The sequence below is a fragment of the Azonexus sp. MM2026_4 genome (assembly GCF_055901855.1).
The window spans coordinates 2,891,237-2,908,246 of the sequence record NZ_CM148380.1 but is presented as its reverse complement, the minus strand read 5'-3'; the positions used below and the strand labels follow the sequence as shown (position 1 = coordinate 2,908,246).

14 protein-coding genes are annotated in these 17,010 nt (G+C 65.4%); 9 read left to right on the top strand and 5 right to left on the bottom strand.

The annotated features are described in order from the left end of the window. Position 1: 1 nt before the first annotated feature. Positions 2 to 1,933 (bottom strand): lytic transglycosylase domain-containing protein, encoded by a 1,932-nt coding sequence (locus AC0KWY_RS13705; RefSeq protein ID WP_474026056.1) that lies wholly within the window; start codon positions 1,931 to 1,933, stop codon positions 2 to 4. Positions 1,934 to 1,947: 14 nt separating this feature from the next. Between AC0KWY_RS13705 and AC0KWY_RS13700 the strand changes: the two genes are divergently transcribed. Next, positions 1,948 to 2,526 (top strand): 5-formyltetrahydrofolate cyclo-ligase, encoded by a 579-nt coding sequence (locus AC0KWY_RS13700; RefSeq protein ID WP_474026055.1) that lies wholly within the window; start codon positions 1,948 to 1,950, stop codon positions 2,524 to 2,526. Here the strand turns inward: AC0KWY_RS13700 and AC0KWY_RS13695 are convergent. The 4 genes from AC0KWY_RS13695 to ilvA form a co-directional block, all read right to left on the bottom strand. Next, the gene (locus AC0KWY_RS13695; protein WP_474026054.1) at positions 2,510 to 2,797 is read right to left on the bottom strand and encodes a hypothetical protein; all 288 of its coding nucleotides are present in this window, start codon (positions 2,795 to 2,797) and stop codon (positions 2,510 to 2,512) included. The genes AC0KWY_RS13700 and AC0KWY_RS13695 overlap by 17 nt on opposite strands. Further along, positions 2,794 to 3,924 (bottom strand): MalY/PatB family protein, encoded by a 1,131-nt coding sequence (locus AC0KWY_RS13690; RefSeq protein ID WP_474026053.1) that lies wholly within the window; start codon positions 3,922 to 3,924, stop codon positions 2,794 to 2,796. Before AC0KWY_RS13690 ends, AC0KWY_RS13695 begins: the two co-directional genes overlap by 4 nt. After that, the gene (cysK, locus tag AC0KWY_RS13685) at positions 3,921 to 4,853 is read right to left on the bottom strand and encodes a cysteine synthase A (protein WP_474026052.1); all 933 of its coding nucleotides are present in this window, start codon (positions 4,851 to 4,853) and stop codon (positions 3,921 to 3,923) included. The genes AC0KWY_RS13690 and cysK overlap by 4 nt, the downstream gene beginning before the upstream one ends. A gap of 96 nt (positions 4,854 to 4,949) precedes the next feature. Further along, complete coding sequence (gene ilvA / locus AC0KWY_RS13680; RefSeq protein ID WP_474026051.1) at positions 4,950 to 6,488, bottom strand: threonine ammonia-lyase, biosynthetic; 1,539 nt, start codon at positions 6,486 to 6,488, stop codon at positions 4,950 to 4,952. A 137-nt stretch (positions 6,489 to 6,625) separates the two neighbouring features. Here ilvA and AC0KWY_RS13675 point away from each other — a divergent pair, with 137 nt between their 5' ends. The 8 genes from AC0KWY_RS13675 to AC0KWY_RS13640 all read left to right on the top strand — a co-directional run bounded on the left by AC0KWY_RS13675 (position 6,626) and on the right by AC0KWY_RS13640 (position 16,968). After that, positions 6,626 to 8,641, top strand: coding sequence for a methyl-accepting chemotaxis protein (locus AC0KWY_RS13675; RefSeq protein ID WP_474026050.1), 2,016 nt, complete (start codon positions 6,626 to 6,628; stop codon positions 8,639 to 8,641). Beyond that, positions 8,641 to 9,060 (top strand): YqaA family protein, encoded by a 420-nt coding sequence (locus tag AC0KWY_RS13670; RefSeq protein ID WP_474026048.1) that lies wholly within the window; start codon positions 8,641 to 8,643, stop codon positions 9,058 to 9,060. Before AC0KWY_RS13675 ends, AC0KWY_RS13670 begins: the two co-directional genes overlap by 1 nt. A 91-nt stretch (positions 9,061 to 9,151) precedes the next feature. Beyond that, positions 9,152 to 13,027: a DUF3683 domain-containing protein gene (locus AC0KWY_RS13665; RefSeq protein ID WP_474026047.1), complete on the top strand. Its 3,876-nt coding sequence runs from the start codon at positions 9,152 to 9,154 to the stop codon at positions 13,025 to 13,027. Between the two features lie 183 nt (positions 13,028 to 13,210). After that, positions 13,211 to 13,576, top strand: coding sequence for an HIT family protein (locus AC0KWY_RS13660; protein ID WP_474026046.1), 366 nt, complete (start codon positions 13,211 to 13,213; stop codon positions 13,574 to 13,576). Beyond that, entirely contained in the window at positions 13,566 to 15,164 is a 1,599-nt protein-coding gene (locus AC0KWY_RS13655; protein ID WP_474026045.1) for a hypothetical protein, read from the top strand. Before AC0KWY_RS13660 ends, AC0KWY_RS13655 begins: the two co-directional genes overlap by 11 nt. Before the next feature lie 56 nt (positions 15,165 to 15,220). Next, on the top strand, positions 15,221 to 15,637 hold the full coding sequence (locus tag AC0KWY_RS13650) for a gamma-butyrobetaine hydroxylase family protein (protein WP_474026044.1): 417 nt from the start codon (positions 15,221 to 15,223) through the stop codon (positions 15,635 to 15,637). Between the two features lie 5 nt (positions 15,638 to 15,642). Further along, positions 15,643 to 16,380: a bifunctional demethylmenaquinone methyltransferase/2-methoxy-6-polyprenyl-1,4-benzoquinol methylase UbiE gene (gene ubiE, locus AC0KWY_RS13645; RefSeq protein WP_474026043.1), complete on the top strand. Its 738-nt coding sequence runs from the start codon at positions 15,643 to 15,645 to the stop codon at positions 16,378 to 16,380. Positions 16,381 to 16,392: 12 nt separating this feature from the next. Further along, positions 16,393 to 16,968, top strand: a complete 576-nt coding sequence (locus AC0KWY_RS13640; protein WP_474026042.1) for a ubiquinone biosynthesis accessory factor UbiJ — start codon at positions 16,393 to 16,395, stop codon at positions 16,966 to 16,968. Positions 16,969 to 17,010: the final 42 nt, after the last annotated feature.

Sequence of the window (17,010 nt, the reverse complement as noted above, 5' to 3'; positions counted from 1 at the left end):
TCTATGGCAGGTCGGCATTTTTCGGGGCTTGCCCGGAGGCCGGGGTGATCACGCCCAGACGTGCTTTTAGGGAATCTGGTTTGCCGTTGAACAGGAACGAGTAATAAACGGCGTTGCTCATCACTTTTTTCACGTAATCGCGGGTTTCCGAGAAGGGAATGGTTTCCGCGTAAATCGCCCCTTCGAGCGTCTTTTGCCCTCGCCAGCGCTGGGCTCGGCCGGGGCCGGCGTTGTAGGCGGCGGAGGCCAGCACCGGGTGATTGTCGAGGTTTTCCATGACGATGCGCATGTAGGAGGTGCCGAGCAGGATGTTGATGTCGGCATCATGCACCTGGTTCGGGTTGAAATTGTTGAGGCCGATCTTCTTTGCCACCCAGCGCGCGGTGGCGGGCATCAACTGCATCAGTCCGGCGGCGCCGACATTGGAGCGGGCGCTGGTGATGAAGCGGCTTTCCTGGCGCATCAGACCGTACACCCAGGCGTCGTCGAGCGCCTGCTGGCGGGCGACCGGGCGGATGTTGTCGGCGAACGGCGAGAGGAAGCGCAGGCTGTAGTCGTGCTCGTTGCGGGTACGGTCGGCGGTGTTGATCGCCCGGTCCCAGAGCTGGTTGCGGCGGGCGAGTTCGGCGGCGGCCAGCAACTGGCGGTCGTTCATCTCGCGCAGGGCCCAGTTCCACTCGCGGACGGCTTCTGTCCGCATGTCCAGACGGAACAGGGTCAATGCCCGTTGCAGGGCGGGATTGTCCCGGGCAGCGGCGATTTCGTCCGCCGAAGGCGGCGTCGTCGGCGCCAGGGCGCGTACCTGCCGACCCAGTTCCTCGTCGGCCAGGTTGCCGTAAAAATGCGCCTGTCCGGCGATTTTCGCGAACAGCGCGTCGGCCTCCGCGGTCCGCCCGCCGGATTTGTAGGCGCGTCCCAGCCAGTAGATCCATTCCGGTCGGCTGGCAAGTTCGGGCGGCATCGCCTGGATGGCGTCGCGGACCTGGCCCCAGTTGAGGGCGCGCAGGGCGGCACGGACCCGCCACTGGAGATTTTCCTCGGTCAGAGCCGCGTCGCCGGCGCGGGCGTACCAGATGCTTGCTTCCGGCAGGTGGCGGCGGGCGGCGAGCAGCGCAATCTGGCTCCAGGCCCAGTTGGCTGCCGAGCGCTCGAGTTGCGCTTCGCGCTTGTCGAGTTCCTCGGCGGCGATCAGCGGGTCGTTGAGCGCCAGATAGCGGATCGCGATCGCCGCCAGTTCGCGGCTACTGCGTTGCCGTTGCCAGTTGGCGCCGAGGCGGGCGAGGTAGGACATCGATTTCTTCGTCGCCGCATCGAAATCGGCGGCGCCGGGAACCTGGCTGTCGGGAAGATAGGCGAGCGTCTGCTGGGCGGCGCTTGGGCGGTTGATCTCGATTTGCCGGCGGGCGCGCTGCCAGGCGGCATCGACATCGATACGGCCGGCGGCGACCAGAGCGTCGAACAGCGGCTTGCAGGCGTCGGCCGGTTCGAGCATGGTCAGCCAGTAGCCGGCGACCTCGTCGAGCACGCGGCGATCGCCGCGCTGGTGGCGGGCTTGCTGCTGGAGGCAGGTGCGCTCGGCATCGGGGGCGAGCAGTTTGGCGTGTTCGCCCTCGACGCGCGGCCAGTCGCCCTGCTTGGCGAGCCAGTTCAGCCAGTCGCTGCGCAGGCGTTCAGCGACGTTGCTGCCTTCGTTGCGGGCCAGGAAAGCCGGGATGCCGTCGGCGTCGTTACGCGCCAGGCGGTTGCGCAGGAGATAGTTTTCGGCGTAAATGGCCAGCGGGTGGCCGCGGGTTTCGCCGATGGCGCCGGCCAGACGGGCAACGTCGCCCTTGCGGAAGGCTTCGCGGGCGGCGATGAAGGCGCTGTCGTCGGCGGGTTGGGCAAAAGCGGAAACGCCCCAGACAAGCAGGGCGATGATGGGGGAAAACTTCATGCTGGATTCGGGTGATGACGGGTCGGTTCGAGGATAGCACGCTATGGCGTCGTGATTTGCGGCGTGACATGCTTGCTCGGCGGGAGATGCTGGGCGGGGAGGAGCGCGCCCGCCTGTCGGCGGCGATCGTCGGCTGGCTGCGGGGCAGTTTTCCGCCACCGGCCAGTTGTGCCTTCTGCTGGCCGATCAAGCACGAACCGGATGTTCGCGCCATCATCGACGAGTGGGCCGCGCAGGGAACGCGAGCGGCGCTGCCGGTGGTGGTCGCCGCGGCGACGCCGCTGGTTTTCCGCGAATGGCGCGCCGATTCCCGCCTGCAGGCCGATCGTTACGGGATTCCGACACCGGTCGACGGCGACTGGCTGCAGCCCGAACTGATCCTGTTGCCGCTCAACGGTTTCGACGCCGCCGGCTATCGCCTCGGCTACGGCGGTGGCTACTTCGACCGCACGCTGGCGGCGATGACGCCGCGACCGCTGACCGTCGGTGTCGGTTTCGAGATCAACCGCCTTCCCAGCATCCGTCCGGAAGCGCATGATCAGCGTCTGGACTGGATCGTCACCGAGGCCGGCGCTTTCAGGGTCGCCGGCTGAGGCCGCCGACCGCGATCGCGTAGAGCAGCCCGCCGCCGCCGGTGAGCAGCGCCTGGCGCAGATCGTGAAGGCCGGTGTGCACCGCCAGTTCCAGGGCCTGGACATGCGCGAGGGTGAGCAGCAAGGCGCCGCCAGCGAGCACCAGCCAGAGGAAACGATCTCCTGCCTGGCACTGGCCGCGCAGGCAGCGCTCGCCGGCGAGGCCGCCGGCGATGGCCTGCCCGGCAAGGCCGGCAATCAGGGCCAGCACGGCAATCTGGTAGCTGCTCATGCGGCGTGGCAGGCTTGCGCCAGACGTTGCAGGGCCTCGTCGAGCAAGGCCGCCGGGCAGCCGAAGTTCAGACGCAGCCAGCCCGGCGCGCCGAAGTCGCGGCCATCGGAAAGGCCGAGACCGTGGGCTTCGAAATGAGCGGCCGGATCGGCGCAGCCGAGTCCGCGGACGTCGAGCCAGGCCAGGTAAGTGGCTTCGACGTGCGTCATGCGGATGCTTGGTAACTTGGCGACGGCGGCTTCCAGTCGGTCGCGGTTGCCGCGCAGCGCGGCGAGCAACTGCCGGTGCCAGTCGGCGCAATCGCGGTAGGCAGCTTCGCAGGCGGCGAGGCCGAGCACATTGACGTGCGGGACGATGCCGTCCATCGCGCGCCGGAAGCGGCGGCGCAGCGCGGCATCGGGGATCACCGCGAAAGCGCAGCCGAGGCCGGGGATGTTGAAGGTCTTCGACGGTGCCATCAGTGTGATGCTGCGCCGGGCGGCAGCCGGCGACAGGCTGGCGAAGGGAAGGTGCTGCCTGCCCTGGTCGAGGATCAGGCCGCAGTGGATTTCATCCGAGCAGACGATCAGGTCGCGGCTTTCGGCGAACTCGGCCAGCGCCAGCAGTTCGTCGCGGTTCCAGCAGCGGCCGACCGGGTTGTGCGGGTGGCAGAGCAGGAAGAGCCGCGTTTCCGGCGTCGCCGCCGCGTGCAGCGCCGGCCAGTCCCATTGCCAGCGGTCGTCGGCGCAGCGCAGGTCGGCGGTGTGCAGGCGACGTTCGGAATACTTCGGCGCCGACAGGAAAGGCGGATAGATCGGCGTTGCCGTCAGCACCTCGCCGTCGACCGCCCGGCAGGCGAGGTTGAGGCCGCTGACCAGTCCCGGCAACCAGACCAGCCAGTCGGCATCGACTTCCCACCCGTACTCGTCTTTCAGGTGAGTGAGCACCGACTCCGTCAATCCCGGCCAGGGCTGGCCGTAACCGAAAACACCGTGCTCGATGCGCCGGTGCAGCGCCTCGAGCACCGCGGGCGGCGCCGCGAAATCCATGTCGGCGACCCACAGCGGCAGGATGTCGCGACCGGCGTACTTGCCCCACTTGATCGAATCGGTGTGGCGCCGGTCGGGGGCGGAGGCGAAGTCGTTCAAACGGCCAGGTGTTCGTAAAGGGCGGTGGACAGGTAGCGCTCGCCGAACGACGGAATGATGACGATGATCAGCTTGCCGGCGTTTTCCGGGCGCCGGGCGAGTTCGAGCGCGGCCCAGGTGGCGGCGCCCGACGAGATGCCGACCAGCAGCCCCTCCTCCGTCGCCATGCGGCGGGCGGTGGCGAAGGCGTCGTCGTTCTTCACGCGGATCACTTCGTCGTAGACGCCGGTGTTGAGGACGCCCGGCACGAAGCCGGCGCCGATGCCCTGGATCGGGTGCGGGCCCTTCTGGCCGCCGGAAAGGACCGGCGAGGCATCGGGTTCGACGGCGACGATCTGCACGCCCGGCTTCTTCGCCTTCAGAACTTCGCCGACGCCGGTGACGGTGCCACCGGTGCCGACGCCGGAAACGAAGATGTTGACCTGGCCGTCGGTGTCACGCCAGATTTCCTCGGCCGTTGTGTGGCGGTGGATTTCCGGGTTGGCCGGGTTCTCGAACTGCTGCGGGATGAAGTACTTCGGGTCGGCTTCGGCCAGCGCCTTGGCCTTGGCGATGGCGCCGCCCATGCCTTCCGGCCCCGGCGTCAGGATCAGTTCGGCGCCGTAAGCCTTGAGCAGCAGCTTGCGTTCGCGGCTCATGGTTTCCGGCATGACGAAGGCGGCCTTGATGCCGCGCGCGGCGCAGACCATGGCGAGGCCGATGCCGGTGTTGCCGGAGGTCGGTTCGAGGACGACGGTGTCCGGGCCGATCTTGCCGGCGGCTTGTGCCGCATCGAGCATGGCGACGGCGATGCGGTCCTTGACGCTGTGGCCGGGGTTGAAGAATTCCAGCTTGGCGACGACGCGGGCGCCGGCGCCTTCGGTGACGCGGTTGAGCTGGACCAGCGGCGTGTTGCCGACCAGTTCGGTGACGTTGTTGGCGATTTTCATGGCGGATTCTCCGGAAAAGGATTGACGGCGCCAGTCTAGGGGCTGGGGTTGCTTACCTGAAAGAATGAAATCGCAATTTCTTATCGCTTTTCGGTATTAGCCGAGGAAGAGCTTGTAGATCGGGTTGTCGCTTTCGTCCCAGTGGGCGTAGCCGAGGTTCTTCAGGAACTCGCGGAACTGCGTCATCTCGGCCGGCGGCACCTGCATGCCGACGAGGACGCGGCCGTAATCGGCGCCATGGTTGCGATAGTGGAACAGGCTGATGTTCCAGCCGGCGCTCATCTGACTCAGGAAGTTCATCAATGCGCCCGGCCGCTCCGGGAATTCGAAGCGGTAGAGCAGTTCGTGCATCCCCTTCTCGCAGACCTGCGGCGCGTGGCCGCCGACCATGTGGCGGATGTGGTTCTTCGCCATCTCGTCGTCGCTCAGGTCGAGCGTCGGGTAGCCGTGCTTCTGCAGGCTGTTGACCAGCTTCAGCGATTCCTTGCGGTCGCTGACCTGGACGCCGACGAAGACGTGCGCTTCGCTGGCCGAGTGGTAGCGGTAGTTGAACTCGGTAACGTTGCGCTTGCCGATCAACGCCAGGAACTTCTTGTAGGCACCGGGCTTCTCCGGCAGCGTGACGGCGAACACCGCCTCGCGCTGCTCGCCGAACTCGGCGCGTTCGGCGACGAAGCGCAGGCGGTCGAAATTCATGTTGGCGCCGGAAGTCACGGCCACCAGGTTCTTGTCCTTCAGCTTGTGCTGGCGCGCGTATTCCTTGGCGCCAGCGACGGCGAGCGCGCCGGACGGTTCGAGAATCGAACGGGTGTCCTCGAAGACATCCTTGATCGCCGCGCAGATGGCGTCGGTATCGACCAGCACGATATCGTCGAGGTATTCGCGGCAGAGGCGGAAGGTCTCCTCGCCGACGAACTTCACCGCCGTGCCGTCGGCGAACAGTCCGACCTGCGGCAGGCGCACGCGGTGGCCCTTGGCGATCGACTGCTTCATCGCGTCGGCGTCGAAGGTTTCGACGCCGATCACCTTGATCTCCGGGCGCAGGCGCTTGATGTAGGCGGCGACGCCGGCCGCCAGCCCGCCACCGCCGATGGCGCAGAAGACGGCGTGGATCGGCCCGTTGTGGCGCGAGTGCTGGCGCAGGATTTCCAGCGCCACGGTGCCCTGGCCGGCGATCACTTCCGGATCGTCGAAGGGGTGGACGAAGGTCAGCTTCTCGGATTTCTCCAGCTCCAGCGCATGGCTGTAGGCTTCGTCGAAGGATTCGCCGTGCAGCACGACTTCGCCGCCGCGCTGGCGGACGGCGTCGACCTTGATTCCTGGCGTCGATACCGGCATGACGATGACGGCGCGGCAGCCGAGCTTGGCCGCCGACAGCGCGACGCCCTGGGCATGGTTGCCGGCCGAGGCGCAGATGACGCCGCGCTTGAGTTTCTCGGCCGAGAGGCTGGCGATCTTGTTGTAGGCGCCACGCAGCTTGAACGAGAACACCGGCTGCATGTCCTCGCGCTTGAGCCAGATTCGGTTATGGACCCGGGCGGAAAGATTGTCGGCCTGCTCCAGCGGGGTTTCGATGGCGACATCGTAAACCTGGGCGTTGAGGACTTTTTCCAGATAGTCGGGGGCTGCGTGCATGTCGTTGGTCGGCCAAGCAAAAGACGAAATCTATCAGCTTCGTGCGCGATTTGTCTCGCCGGGGCGTTGCAGTGGCGCCTTGTTGGCCGCAGAATTCGCCGCCAATAACTAACCATAAGCTTTTTCGGGGGAGCAGCATGCAAACAGGCAAACTGGCGACACGGGTCGCTGTCATCGTTGCCATGGCTTGTGCCGTGGCGTTCGCAGCAGTGGCGATCTTTTCCTTGTACACCTTTTCCCGCGCCGAACGGATGAGCGCCGAGTCGGCGGCCAGCGGCCAGGTCGCCGCCGTCGTCGATCTGCTGGAGCTGACCGCGAAGACCCACCAGGCAGCCGGCATGAAGCGGCTCGGCGTCCTCAAGAGCATGCTCGGCGACACCCTGAAGTCGGCTGACGCGAGCGCCGACCGCGATGCTTTCGGCTTGCCGGTGTACCGGATCAACGGCGAACCGGTCAATGGCAACGAGCGGCTGATGCAGCGCTGGAAGGAAATCCTGATCGCCGAGCCCGCTCTGCTGCTGTTCAACGACAAGGGCGAGATGGTGCGTGCGGCGACCCTGCTCAAGGACAAGGAAGGCAAGAGCATGCTCGGCAAGGCGATCGCCGCCGACGCCAAGGAAACGCGGACGGTGCTCGAAGGCAAGGAGTGGTCGGGGGTCGTGCAGCGCGCCGGCAAGTTCTACGTCAGCGCCTTCATGCCCATCCTCAACGGCCAGGGCAAGGTGGTCGGCGCCTGGTCGGTGCGCGCCGATATCAGCGAAGACATGGCGCGGCTCAAGGAAACCCTCAAGGAGATGAAATTCGGCGATAGCGGCTATCCCTACGCGGTCAAGGTCGAGGCGAATCTGGAGGACAGCTTCTTCACCTTGCATCCGAAGCTCGAGGGGCAGACGGCGAAGGAGGTCAAGGGCCCGCTGCTGATGCTGGCCGGGGAAATGGCCCGGCAGGAATCCGGCAGCATCGTCTATCCCTATTTCGACGCCGACGGCGCCGAAAAGGACAAGATCGTCGTCTTCAAGCGCGCGCCGTCCTGGGGCTGGACGGTGGCCGGGGGGAGCTGGATCGAGGAATACAACAAGCACGCCGACGCACTGCGCTGGCAGCTTGCCGTTGCCTGCCTGATCGGCGCGATGGCTTGCGCGCTCGCCGCCTGGGTGGCGGCGACGCGGGGCCTGGCCGGGGTCGATGCGGTGGCCGAAGGCGTCCGCCGGATGGGGGCTGGCGACTTCTCCCTGGAAATCCCGTCGGCGCATTGCGAGATCGGTACCATCGCCCGCGAAGCCAATACGGCCCGCCAGGGAATCGGCAGTCTGCTGCGCGAGATCGTCCGTTCCTCGAGCAGTGCCTTCGCGTCGGCGGAGTCGCTGGAGCGGGCGGCGCAGACGGTTGCCAGCGCGGCGCAGGAACAATCCTCATCGGCCAGCGAGCTGGCGGCAGCGGTCGAACAATTGTCGGTCAGCATCACGCACACCGCGGATCAGACGCAAAGTTCCGAACAGGCCGCCGGCGAAACCCTGACCCGCGCCCAGCAGGGAATGGCTGCGGCGAGTGCGGTCAGTGCCGAGATGCGCAAGATCGCCAGCGAAACCGCCAGCGCCGAGGCACTGATGGCCCAACTGGCGGGCAACGCGCAGGAAATCGCCGGCATGGCCGGGGCGATTTCCGAGCTCGCCGACCAGACCAACCTGCTGGCGCTCAACGCTGCCATCGAAGCGGCCCGCGCTGGCGAAGCCGGTCGCGGTTTTGCCGTGGTCGCCGACGAGGTGCGCAAGCTGGCCGAGAAATCGACGCAGTTCACCACCCGCATCGCCCAGACCGTTTCTTCGACGTCGTCGGGGACCGCCAGTGCCGCCGAGAACGCCAAACAGATCGCCGCCCAGGCGCGCGAAGCGGCGCGTCTGGCCGGCGAGGCGGAGGCCGCGCTGAAGGCGATTGCCGACGCCGGTCGTCTGTCGGTGGAAGCCGCGTCGGAAATCAGCAACGCGGCCCGCGAACAGGGTGTGACCAGTCACGCCATCGCCCAGGCGGTCGAACGCGTTGCCAATCTGGCCGATTCCAACAGCCAGCAGGCCAGTGCGCTGCTCGGCGAAGTGCGGGCTCTGGAGAATGTCGCGCGCAGCCTGGAAGAAGGCGCCTCCCGCTTCCGTACCTGATGCCGGCGGGCTTCGATCCCGGGTTCGGGCTGTGGGGGCTGGGCTTCTACAGCCTGCTGGCAGCCACCCTGCTGCCCGGCGGTTCGGAGCTGGCTCTCTACGCTTACCTGCAGTACGCGCCCACCCAGGCTTACCCCGCGCTGTTCGTGGCGACCGCCGGCAATACGCTGGGTGGCCTGGTTTCCTGGGCCTGCGGTCGTTTCCTGCCACGCTGGCAACGCGTCGAGCGGCTGCCGCAGGTTGATCGACTGCGCCGTTGGGGCGCCGCCGCCCTGCTCTTCTCCTGGTTGCCGCTGATCGGCGACGCCCTGTGCATTGCCGCCGGCTGGTTGCGGCTGCCCTGGCTCCCCTGCGCGCTGTTCATGGCGCTCGGCAAGTTCGCGCGCTACTGGCTGGTGGTGCTGGCGGCAACAAACTGAATGAACCCGGACGCCCTTCTCCGGTCTACCTGCCCCGCGTGTTGCGCCGCAATACGCTAAAATCCTGTTTTTGACAGATACCGGTTTGACCATGACCGCTCGCCTGCGCGAAATCCCATACAACTACACCTCGTTTTCCGATCGCGAAATCGTCATCCGTCTGCTCGGTGCAGACAACTGGGCGGTGCTCGACGAACTGCGCAGCGAACGCGTCACCGGTCGCTCGGCGCGCATGCTCTACGAGGTGCTGGGCGACATCTGGGTGGCGCAACGCAACCCCTACCTGGAAGACGACCTGCTCGACAATCGCGAGCGTCGCGATGCGCTGGTCAGTGCCTTGCGCCACCGGCTGAAGGAAGTCGAGAAGCGTCGTGCCGAAAGCGAGCGCGAGGACCCGGAACGTGCAGCCAAGGTCAGACGCCTGGTCGAGGCGGCCCAGGTGGCGGTTGATCGATTCGCGGCCCGTTTCGGCGAAACCATCGACCTGCGGCGCAAGGTGCTGAAATATCTCGGCAAGCACACCCGCCGCGACAACATCGCCTTCGACGGTCTGGCTCGCGTCTCGCACGTCACCGACGCCACCGACTGGCGCGTCGAATACCCCTTCGTCGTTCTCTACCCGGATACCGAGGAAGAGATCGGCCACCTCGTCCGCGGCTGTATCGAGGCCGGGCTGACCATCATCCCGCGCGGCGGCGGTACCGGCTACACCGGCGGCGCCGTGCCGCTGACGCCGCATTCGGCGGTGATCAACACCGAAAAGCTGATCGACATCGGGCCGGTCGAGGAACTGGTGCTGGCTGGCCACGAAACCCCGTACGCCACCATCCGTACCGGCGCCGGCGTCGTTACCGACCGCGTATCCGAAGCCGCCAGCGCGGCCGGCCGCGTCTTCGCGGTCGATCCGACCTCGGCCTCGGCGTCCTGCATCGGCGGCAACATCGCCATGAACGCCGGCGGCAAGAAGGCCGTGCTGTGGGGCACCGCGCTCGACAACCTGGCTTGGTGGAAGATGGTCGATCCGGACGGCAACTGGCTGGAAGTCGAACGCGTCAATCACAACTACGGCAAGATCCACGAGCAGTTGAACGTCGAGTTCCGCCTCAAGCGTTTCGACCCGAGCGGCAGGAAGCTGCTTGGCGAAGAAGTCCTGGTCATGCCCGGTGCCGCCTGCCGCAAGGACGGTCTGGGCAAGGACGTCACCGACAAGTTCCTCGGCGGCATTCCCGGCGTGCAGAAGGAAGGCACCGACGGCATCATCGTCGCCGCCCGCTGGGTGCTGCACAAGATGCCGCCGGTGACGCGGACCGTCTGTCTGGAGTTTTTCGGCCAGGTGCGCGAAGCGGTGCCGGCGATCGTCGAGATCACCGACTACTTCAAGCCGGGCGGCGCCGGCAACGCGGCGGGCGTTCTGCTCGCCGGCCTCGAACACCTCGACGAGCGCTACGTCAAGGCGGTTGGCTACGCGACCAAGGCCAAGCGTCACGGCCGGCCGAAGATGGTGCTGATCGGCGACATCGTCGGCCACGACGAGAAGGCGGTGATGGCTGCCGCGTCGGACGTCGTGCGCATGTGCAACCTGCGCGCCGCCGAGGGCTTCATCGCCGTCGACGCCGAAACGCGCAAGAAATTCTGGCTCGACCGTTCGCGCACCGCCGCCATCTCGCGCCACACCAACGCCTTCAAGGTCAATGAGGACGTGGTCATCCCGCTGCCGCGCATGGGCGAGTACTGCGACGGCATCGAGCGCATCAACATCGAACTGTCGACGCAGAACAAGCTGGCGCTGTGCGACGCCCTGTCCGAGTTCCTCAAGGGCGAACTGCCGCTGCACTCCGGCGACGCCAATCTCGACAAGGAGCTGCTGATCGGCGACCGCCGGCAGGCCGCGCTCGACTACGTCGAAGCCGTCCGCCTGCGCTGGGAATGGCTGCTGGAAAACCTCGACCTGCCGCTGGCCGAAGCCGAATCGCGCTTTGCCTCCTACGGCGTGGTAGCCGGCGAACTGAGCAACAAGGCCACCAATCCCACCCTCTTCCACCGGCTGCAGGACTACTCCGTGCGTACCTCGTGGAAGCAGGAGCTGAAGGCGCGCCTGGCCAAGATTTTCGACGGCACGCTGTACCGGCCGATCCTCGAACGGATCGAGGCGATCCACAAGGAAGTCCTGCGCGGTCGTGTCTTCGTCGCCCTGCACATGCACGCCGGCGACGGCAACGTGCACACCAACATCCCGGTCAACTCGGACAATTACGAGATGCTGCAGACGGCCAACAAGGCGGTCGAGCGCATCATGCACCTGGCGCGTGGCCTCGACGGCGTGATCTCGGGCGAGCACGGGATCGGCATTACCAAGCTGGAATTCCTGACCGAGGACGAGATCGCCCCCTTCCGCGCCTACAAGCAGAAGGTCGACCCGCAGGGCCGCTTCAACAAGGGCAAGCTGATGCAAGGTGGCGACCTGAGCAACGCCTACACCCCGTCGTTCAGCCTGCTCGGCGCCGAATCGCTGATCATGGAACAGTCCGAGATCGGCAAGATATCCGGGATGATCAAGGACTGTCTGCGCTGCGGCAAGTGCAAGCCGGTCTGCTCGACCCACGTGCCGCGGGCCAACCTGCTCTACAGTCCGCGCAACAAGATCCTCGCCACCTCGTTGCTGGTCGAGGCTTTTCTGTACGAAGAACAGACCCGGCGCGGTATCTCGCTCAAGCACTTCGATGAGTTCAACGATGTCGCCGACCATTGCACGGTCTGCCACCGCTGCCTGAAGCCCTGTCCGGTCGACATCGATTTTGGCGATGTTTCCGTCGCCATGCGCAATTTCCTCAGGAAGCAGGACAAGAAGCGCTTCAGTCCGGGCACGGTGGCGGCGATGACCTACCTGAACTTGAAGGATCCGGCGACGATCAAGCTGATGCGTGGCGTCATGATGAACTTCGGCTTCAAGGCCCAGCGGCTGGCGTACAAGGCGGCCAAGGCACTGCATCTGGTCCAGGATTCGCGCAAGCACCCGCCAGCCTCGCTCGGTGCGCCGACGGTCAAGACCCAGGTTATCCACTTCCTCAACCGGCCGATGCCGGGCAACCTGCCCAAGCGGACTTCGCGCGCGCTGCTCGACATCGAGGACGACAAGGTCATCCCGGTGATCCGCAACCCGAAGAAAACGACCGAGGATTCAGAAGCGGTTTTCTATTTCCCCGGTTGCGGTTCCGAGCGCCTGTTCTCGCAGGTCGGCCTGGCCACCCAGGCAATGCTCTACGAAGTCGGTGCGACTACTGTGCTGCCGCCCGGTTACCTCTGCTGCGGCTACCCGCAGACCTCGTCGGGCGACGAGGACAAGGGGCAGAAGATCACCACCGACAACCGTGTGCTCTTCCATCGCTTGGCAACGACGTTGAACTACCTCGACATCAAGACGGTGATCGTTTCATGTGGAACCTGCATGGATCAATTGCAGAAGTACCAGTTCGAAAAGATTTTTCCTGGTTGCCGCCTGCTCGACATCCACGAGTACCTGATGGAAAAGGGGATGAAACTGGAAGGTGTGCAAGGAACGCGCTACATGTACCACGATCCCTGCCACACGCCGATGAAAATCTACAACCCACTGGCCGTGACCAAGACGTTGATGGGCCAGGAGGTTCCGCTGACCGACCGCTGTTGCGGCGACGCCGGCTCCTTTGCCTATTCGCGCCCGGATATCGCCACCCAGGTGAAGTTCCGCAAGCAGCAGGAAATCGAGAACGGTGCCGAGAAACTGCGCGCCGACGGCTTCCAGGGTGAGGTCAAGATCCTGACCTCCTGCCCGGCCTGCCTTCAGGGTTTGTCGCGCTACGACGACGATGCCGGAACAAAGGCCGATTACATCGTCGTCGAGATGGCCAAGCACCTGCTCGGCGACAACTGGATGGCGGATTACGTCGGCAAGGCCAACAACGGAGGCATCGAGCGCGTCCTGCTCTGATCCCGGCTTTTCAGGTCCGTCGACCGTCATAAGCGGGCTATTTTTCGCCGCCACTTGCAGGAAGTGGCGGCGAATGCAATCCTATGCAAAACGACGGGATTCGATGCGGTGACGGCAAGCGCTTGCGAACTATGTGGCGGACCAGGGGGGCGGCTGCTTTGGCAGTCGGCGCACTGTCGCGTCGTGCGCGTGGACGACCCCGCCCTGCCCGGCTTCTGTCGGGTCATCTGGAACCGTCATGTCGCCGAAATGACCGACCTCGACGCCGCTTCGCGGCAGACGCTGATGCGCGTCGTCTTCGCAGTCGAAACGGCAGTTCGCAAATGTTTTGCGCCGGACAAGGTCAATCTCGCCAGTTTCGGGAATGTCGTGCCGCATCTGCATTGGCACGTCATTCCCCGCTGGCGCGATGACCGCCATTTCCCCGAACCGATCTGGGGCCGGCAACAGCGCGAGTTGACGCCGGCTCGTGCGGCCATCGAGGATGCCACGCTGACGGCCATCATCACCGGCGAGTTGGCGCGAGAGGAAAATAGCCATGAGCAATGAGCAGAGCGTGCAGTTGTCGATCGTCGATCTGAATGACGGCATGAACTACCTGGCCAAGCTGATGCTGGCCAACCCGGGAACCGCCGAACGGCAGTTGATGGATTTCCTTGATGCGCTGCTGACGGCGCCGCCGGACCCGGGCATCCTGTTCGCCTTGCTCGAACAGACGCGGGCCCCGCTCTGCTTCGTCGAGGAGGAGATGGCCCGCCTCTACCACAACAAGGCGGTGCCGCTGAATCATGACGAGGAAGCGGCATTCCGCGCCGCCGTGGACGCCTGGCGCAAGATGGGCAAGGCTTACGCGCTGTGCGCTCGCCTGGAAGAGCCGGCAGTGGAGGCGCCCGGTTACAAGGAAATGATGGCCACCCTGCTGCACCGCTGCATCTATTACAGCGGGATGGTGATCATCGAGCACTACCGCGCTCACCGCGAACTGCCGCCCGGCATCTGGCTCGACCTGCACGGCTATTTCGAGACCGCCGAGGAATGGGGAATCGTCTTCACACCGGTCAGCGATCCCCTGGAAAGTACCACGCACGCCACGCACTGCGCGGCCGCCTATGTCACCCTGCTGCTGATCGACGTGGCGAGCCCGTACAGTCACAGCGTGCGCAACCTCAACCTGATTCGTCGCTGGGCGGTGATGTGGGCGCCGCTGGTCGGCGTCAGTCCGCTGGAAAGTGACCTCGAGCTGCCGCCTTACGTGGTCGAACTGATGAAGGATCAGCCCCTGCATCTGAGCGCATCGGTCGAAGGAGCGGCAAGCGATGTCCGTCGCCTCGACACGGCGCGGCTGGGCTTGCAGATCGATCATGCAATCAACCAGTTGCGTATGCGCTATACCCCGTCGCAACTCGGTCTCGGCGAGGAGACCAGCAGCCATGTGCTGAAGCTGCTCGAGCAACTCGTCCGGCCTTGGTCGCAATCCTCGTCGGCCAGGCGTTTCCGGCGCTTCGTCAGCGAGGGCACGGCGCGCGTTGCCACCGGTTTCACGCCGATGTTCTTCCATGTGAGCGGTGTGCCGTTCGAGCAGCCGGACTCGGCAGCTACTTATTCCCGGGGCGATTTCGAGCAGTTGTTCACCTTCCGCGATCGGGCCGATCCCGGCCAGACCCTGGTCATTCGCCCGCATGCCGACTACCCGGTCGAATACTGGTCGGTGATCAATCACTCCGCCAACGGTTTCCGCCTGGGGCGCAGCGGCGCCGGTCAGCGCATCCAGCATGGGCAGTTGATGGCCGTCTGTCCGCATGACGGCGAGCATTTCCTGCTCGGCTATGCGACCTGGCTGATGCAGGAAGAGTCGGGCGGCGTTGTTGTCGGCCTCGCTACGCTGCCAGGCATCCCCCAGGGCGTGAGTTTCCGCTCGCTCGATGTGAAAGGCGGCAGCGAACGCTACGCGGCCGGTTTTCTACTGCCTGCGCTGCCGGCGATCGGCGAGGAAATCTCGCTCGTCTTGCCGCCGGGCAACTACCACGCCGGTCGCGATCTGGAGGTGGTGGTCGGCGAAGACAAGCGCAAGATGCGCCTCAACCACATCCTGCAACGGCAGGCGGATTTCGAGCGGATCAGTGTTATCGAGCTGTAGGGTGCCGCTGCCGGCAGCTTCGGGGTAAACTAGCCGCCCTGGCATGGAGACCACAGATGGCCGGCATGGAAAAAGACACCCCGATCCCCGAGGCAATTCGTCTGCATACGAAAAGCCGGGTGCTCGAACTTGTTTATGGCGAAACGGTTTTTCGTCTTCCCTTCGAATACCTGCGGGTGATGACACCATCGGCCGAAGCCCGTGGTCATGGACCGGGCCAGGAAGTGCTGCAGGTCGGCAAGCGCGATGTCGAATTGCTGGCGGTCGAACCGTCCGGTACCTATGCGCTGAAGCTGGTTTTTTCCGACGGTCACGACAGCGGCTTGTATACCTGGGATCTGCTTTACAACCTCGGGGTGCATCACGACGAACTGTGGGCGGAATACCTCCGTCTGCTCGAAGCGCAAGGCGCCTCCCGCGATAGCGACGGCGGCCCCGCTGCCGCTGCGCGATCCTGTAGCCATCATCATTGAGAGCCATGAACAAGGAAACGACCCATTTCGGTTTCGAAAGCGTTGCCGAGCAGGAAAAGGCACGTCGCGTGCGCAGCGTCTTCGACTCGGTGGCCAGCCGCTATGACCTGATGAACGACCTGATGTCGGGCGGCATGCACCGGCTGTGGAAGGCTTTCACCATCGAGCGCAGCGGTGTCCGCGAGGGTTCGCGGGTACTCGACGTCGCCGGCGGGACGGGTGACCTGTCGCTGGCTTTCGCCAAGCGTGTCGGCAAGACCGGCCAGGTCTGGCTGACCGACATCAACAACGCGATGCTGGCGCGCGGCCGCGACCGGTTGACCGACAAGGGCTACATGCTGCCGGTCGCCCAGTGCGATGCCGAGAAGCTGCCCTTCCCCGACGACTGGTTCGATTGCGTGACGGTCGCCTTCGGCCTGCGCAACATGACGCACAAGGACCGGGCGCTGGCCGAGATGCGCCGCGTGCTGCGCCCCGGTGGGCGTTTGCTGGTGCTAGAGTTCTCACAGATCTGGAAGCCGCTGGCGCCGGTCTACGATTTCTATTCCTTCCAGGTGATCCCGCGTATCGGCCAACTGGTGACGCAGGATTCCGACAGCTACCGCTATCTTTCCGAGTCGATCCGCGTCCATCCGGACCAGGAAACGCTCAAGGCGATGATGGAAGGCGTCGGCCTGGAGCGGGTCGAATATTTCAACATGGCGCTCGGTGTCGTCGCCTTGCACCGCGGTTTCAAGTTCTAGGCGGCAGGCTCGATGTCCCTGTCCGACCGGCTGCTGCTCGTCCCGCTCAACCACCTGATCGCGCAGGCGCTCTGGGCGTCGGAGCGCTTGAGCCGGCATGCCGGGGCGCGGGTGGCGATCGTCGCCGGGCCGCTGACCCTGCGCCTGACGATCGACGGCAGCGGCCTGCTGCAGGCCGCCGATGCCGTTGCCGAACCCGATGTCCGCATTGAACTGCCGGACGATTTCGCGGTGCGCGCGCTGACCGACCGCAGCAAGCTGATGAGCGGCGCACGTCTGAGCGGCGCCGCCGATGTCGCGGAAACGCTGGCTTTCGTCTTCCGCAACCTGCGCTGGGACGCCGAGGGCGACCTGGCGGCGGCGATCGGCGACATTCCCGCCCGGCGCCTGAGCCTGGCCGCCGGCGCCCTGGCCCGCAACGCGCGCGAGGGGCTGGCGCGGCTGGGTGCCAACTTTGCCGAATACGCCAGCAATGAAGGCGAACTGCTGGCCGATCCCACTGCCGTCGGGGATTTCGTTTCTGCCGTCGATGCGTTGCGCGACGATCTGGCGCGCCTCGACAAACGGGTCGAACGCCTGGGCGGTTGAAGGACCGGTGCCGGAAATGGAAAAGGCCGCAATTGCGGCCTT

What these genes read in the sequence shown, in the direction of transcription:
- AC0KWY_RS13705 (WP_474026056.1), bottom strand. Translation starts at nt 1,933, where the DNA reads ATGAAGTTTTCCCCCATCATCGCCCTGCTTGTCTGGGGCGTTTCCGCT.
- AC0KWY_RS13700 (WP_474026055.1), top strand. Translation starts at nt 1,948, where the DNA reads ATGACGGGTCGGTTCGAGGATAGCACGCTATGGCGTCGTGATTTGCGG.
- AC0KWY_RS13695 (WP_474026054.1), bottom strand. Translation starts at nt 2,797, where the DNA reads ATGAGCAGCTACCAGATTGCCGTGCTGGCCCTGATTGCCGGCCTTGCC.
- cysK (WP_474026052.1), bottom strand. Translation starts at nt 4,853, where the DNA reads ATGAAAATCGCCAACAACGTCACCGAACTGGTCGGCAACACGCCGCTG.
- ilvA (WP_474026051.1), bottom strand. Translation starts at nt 6,488, where the DNA reads ATGCACGCAGCCCCCGACTATCTGGAAAAAGTCCTCAACGCCCAGGTT.
- AC0KWY_RS13675 (WP_474026050.1), top strand. Translation starts at nt 6,626, where the DNA reads ATGCAAACAGGCAAACTGGCGACACGGGTCGCTGTCATCGTTGCCATG.
- AC0KWY_RS13670 (WP_474026048.1), top strand. Translation starts at nt 8,641, where the DNA reads ATGCCGGCGGGCTTCGATCCCGGGTTCGGGCTGTGGGGGCTGGGCTTC.
- AC0KWY_RS13665 (WP_474026047.1), top strand. Translation starts at nt 9,152, where the DNA reads ATGACCGCTCGCCTGCGCGAAATCCCATACAACTACACCTCGTTTTCC.
- AC0KWY_RS13655 (WP_474026045.1), top strand. Translation starts at nt 13,566, where the DNA reads ATGAGCAATGAGCAGAGCGTGCAGTTGTCGATCGTCGATCTGAATGAC.
- AC0KWY_RS13650 (WP_474026044.1), top strand. Translation starts at nt 15,221, where the DNA reads ATGGCCGGCATGGAAAAAGACACCCCGATCCCCGAGGCAATTCGTCTG.
- ubiE (WP_474026043.1), top strand. Translation starts at nt 15,643, where the DNA reads ATGAACAAGGAAACGACCCATTTCGGTTTCGAAAGCGTTGCCGAGCAG.
- AC0KWY_RS13640 (WP_474026042.1), top strand. Translation starts at nt 16,393, where the DNA reads ATGTCCCTGTCCGACCGGCTGCTGCTCGTCCCGCTCAACCACCTGATC.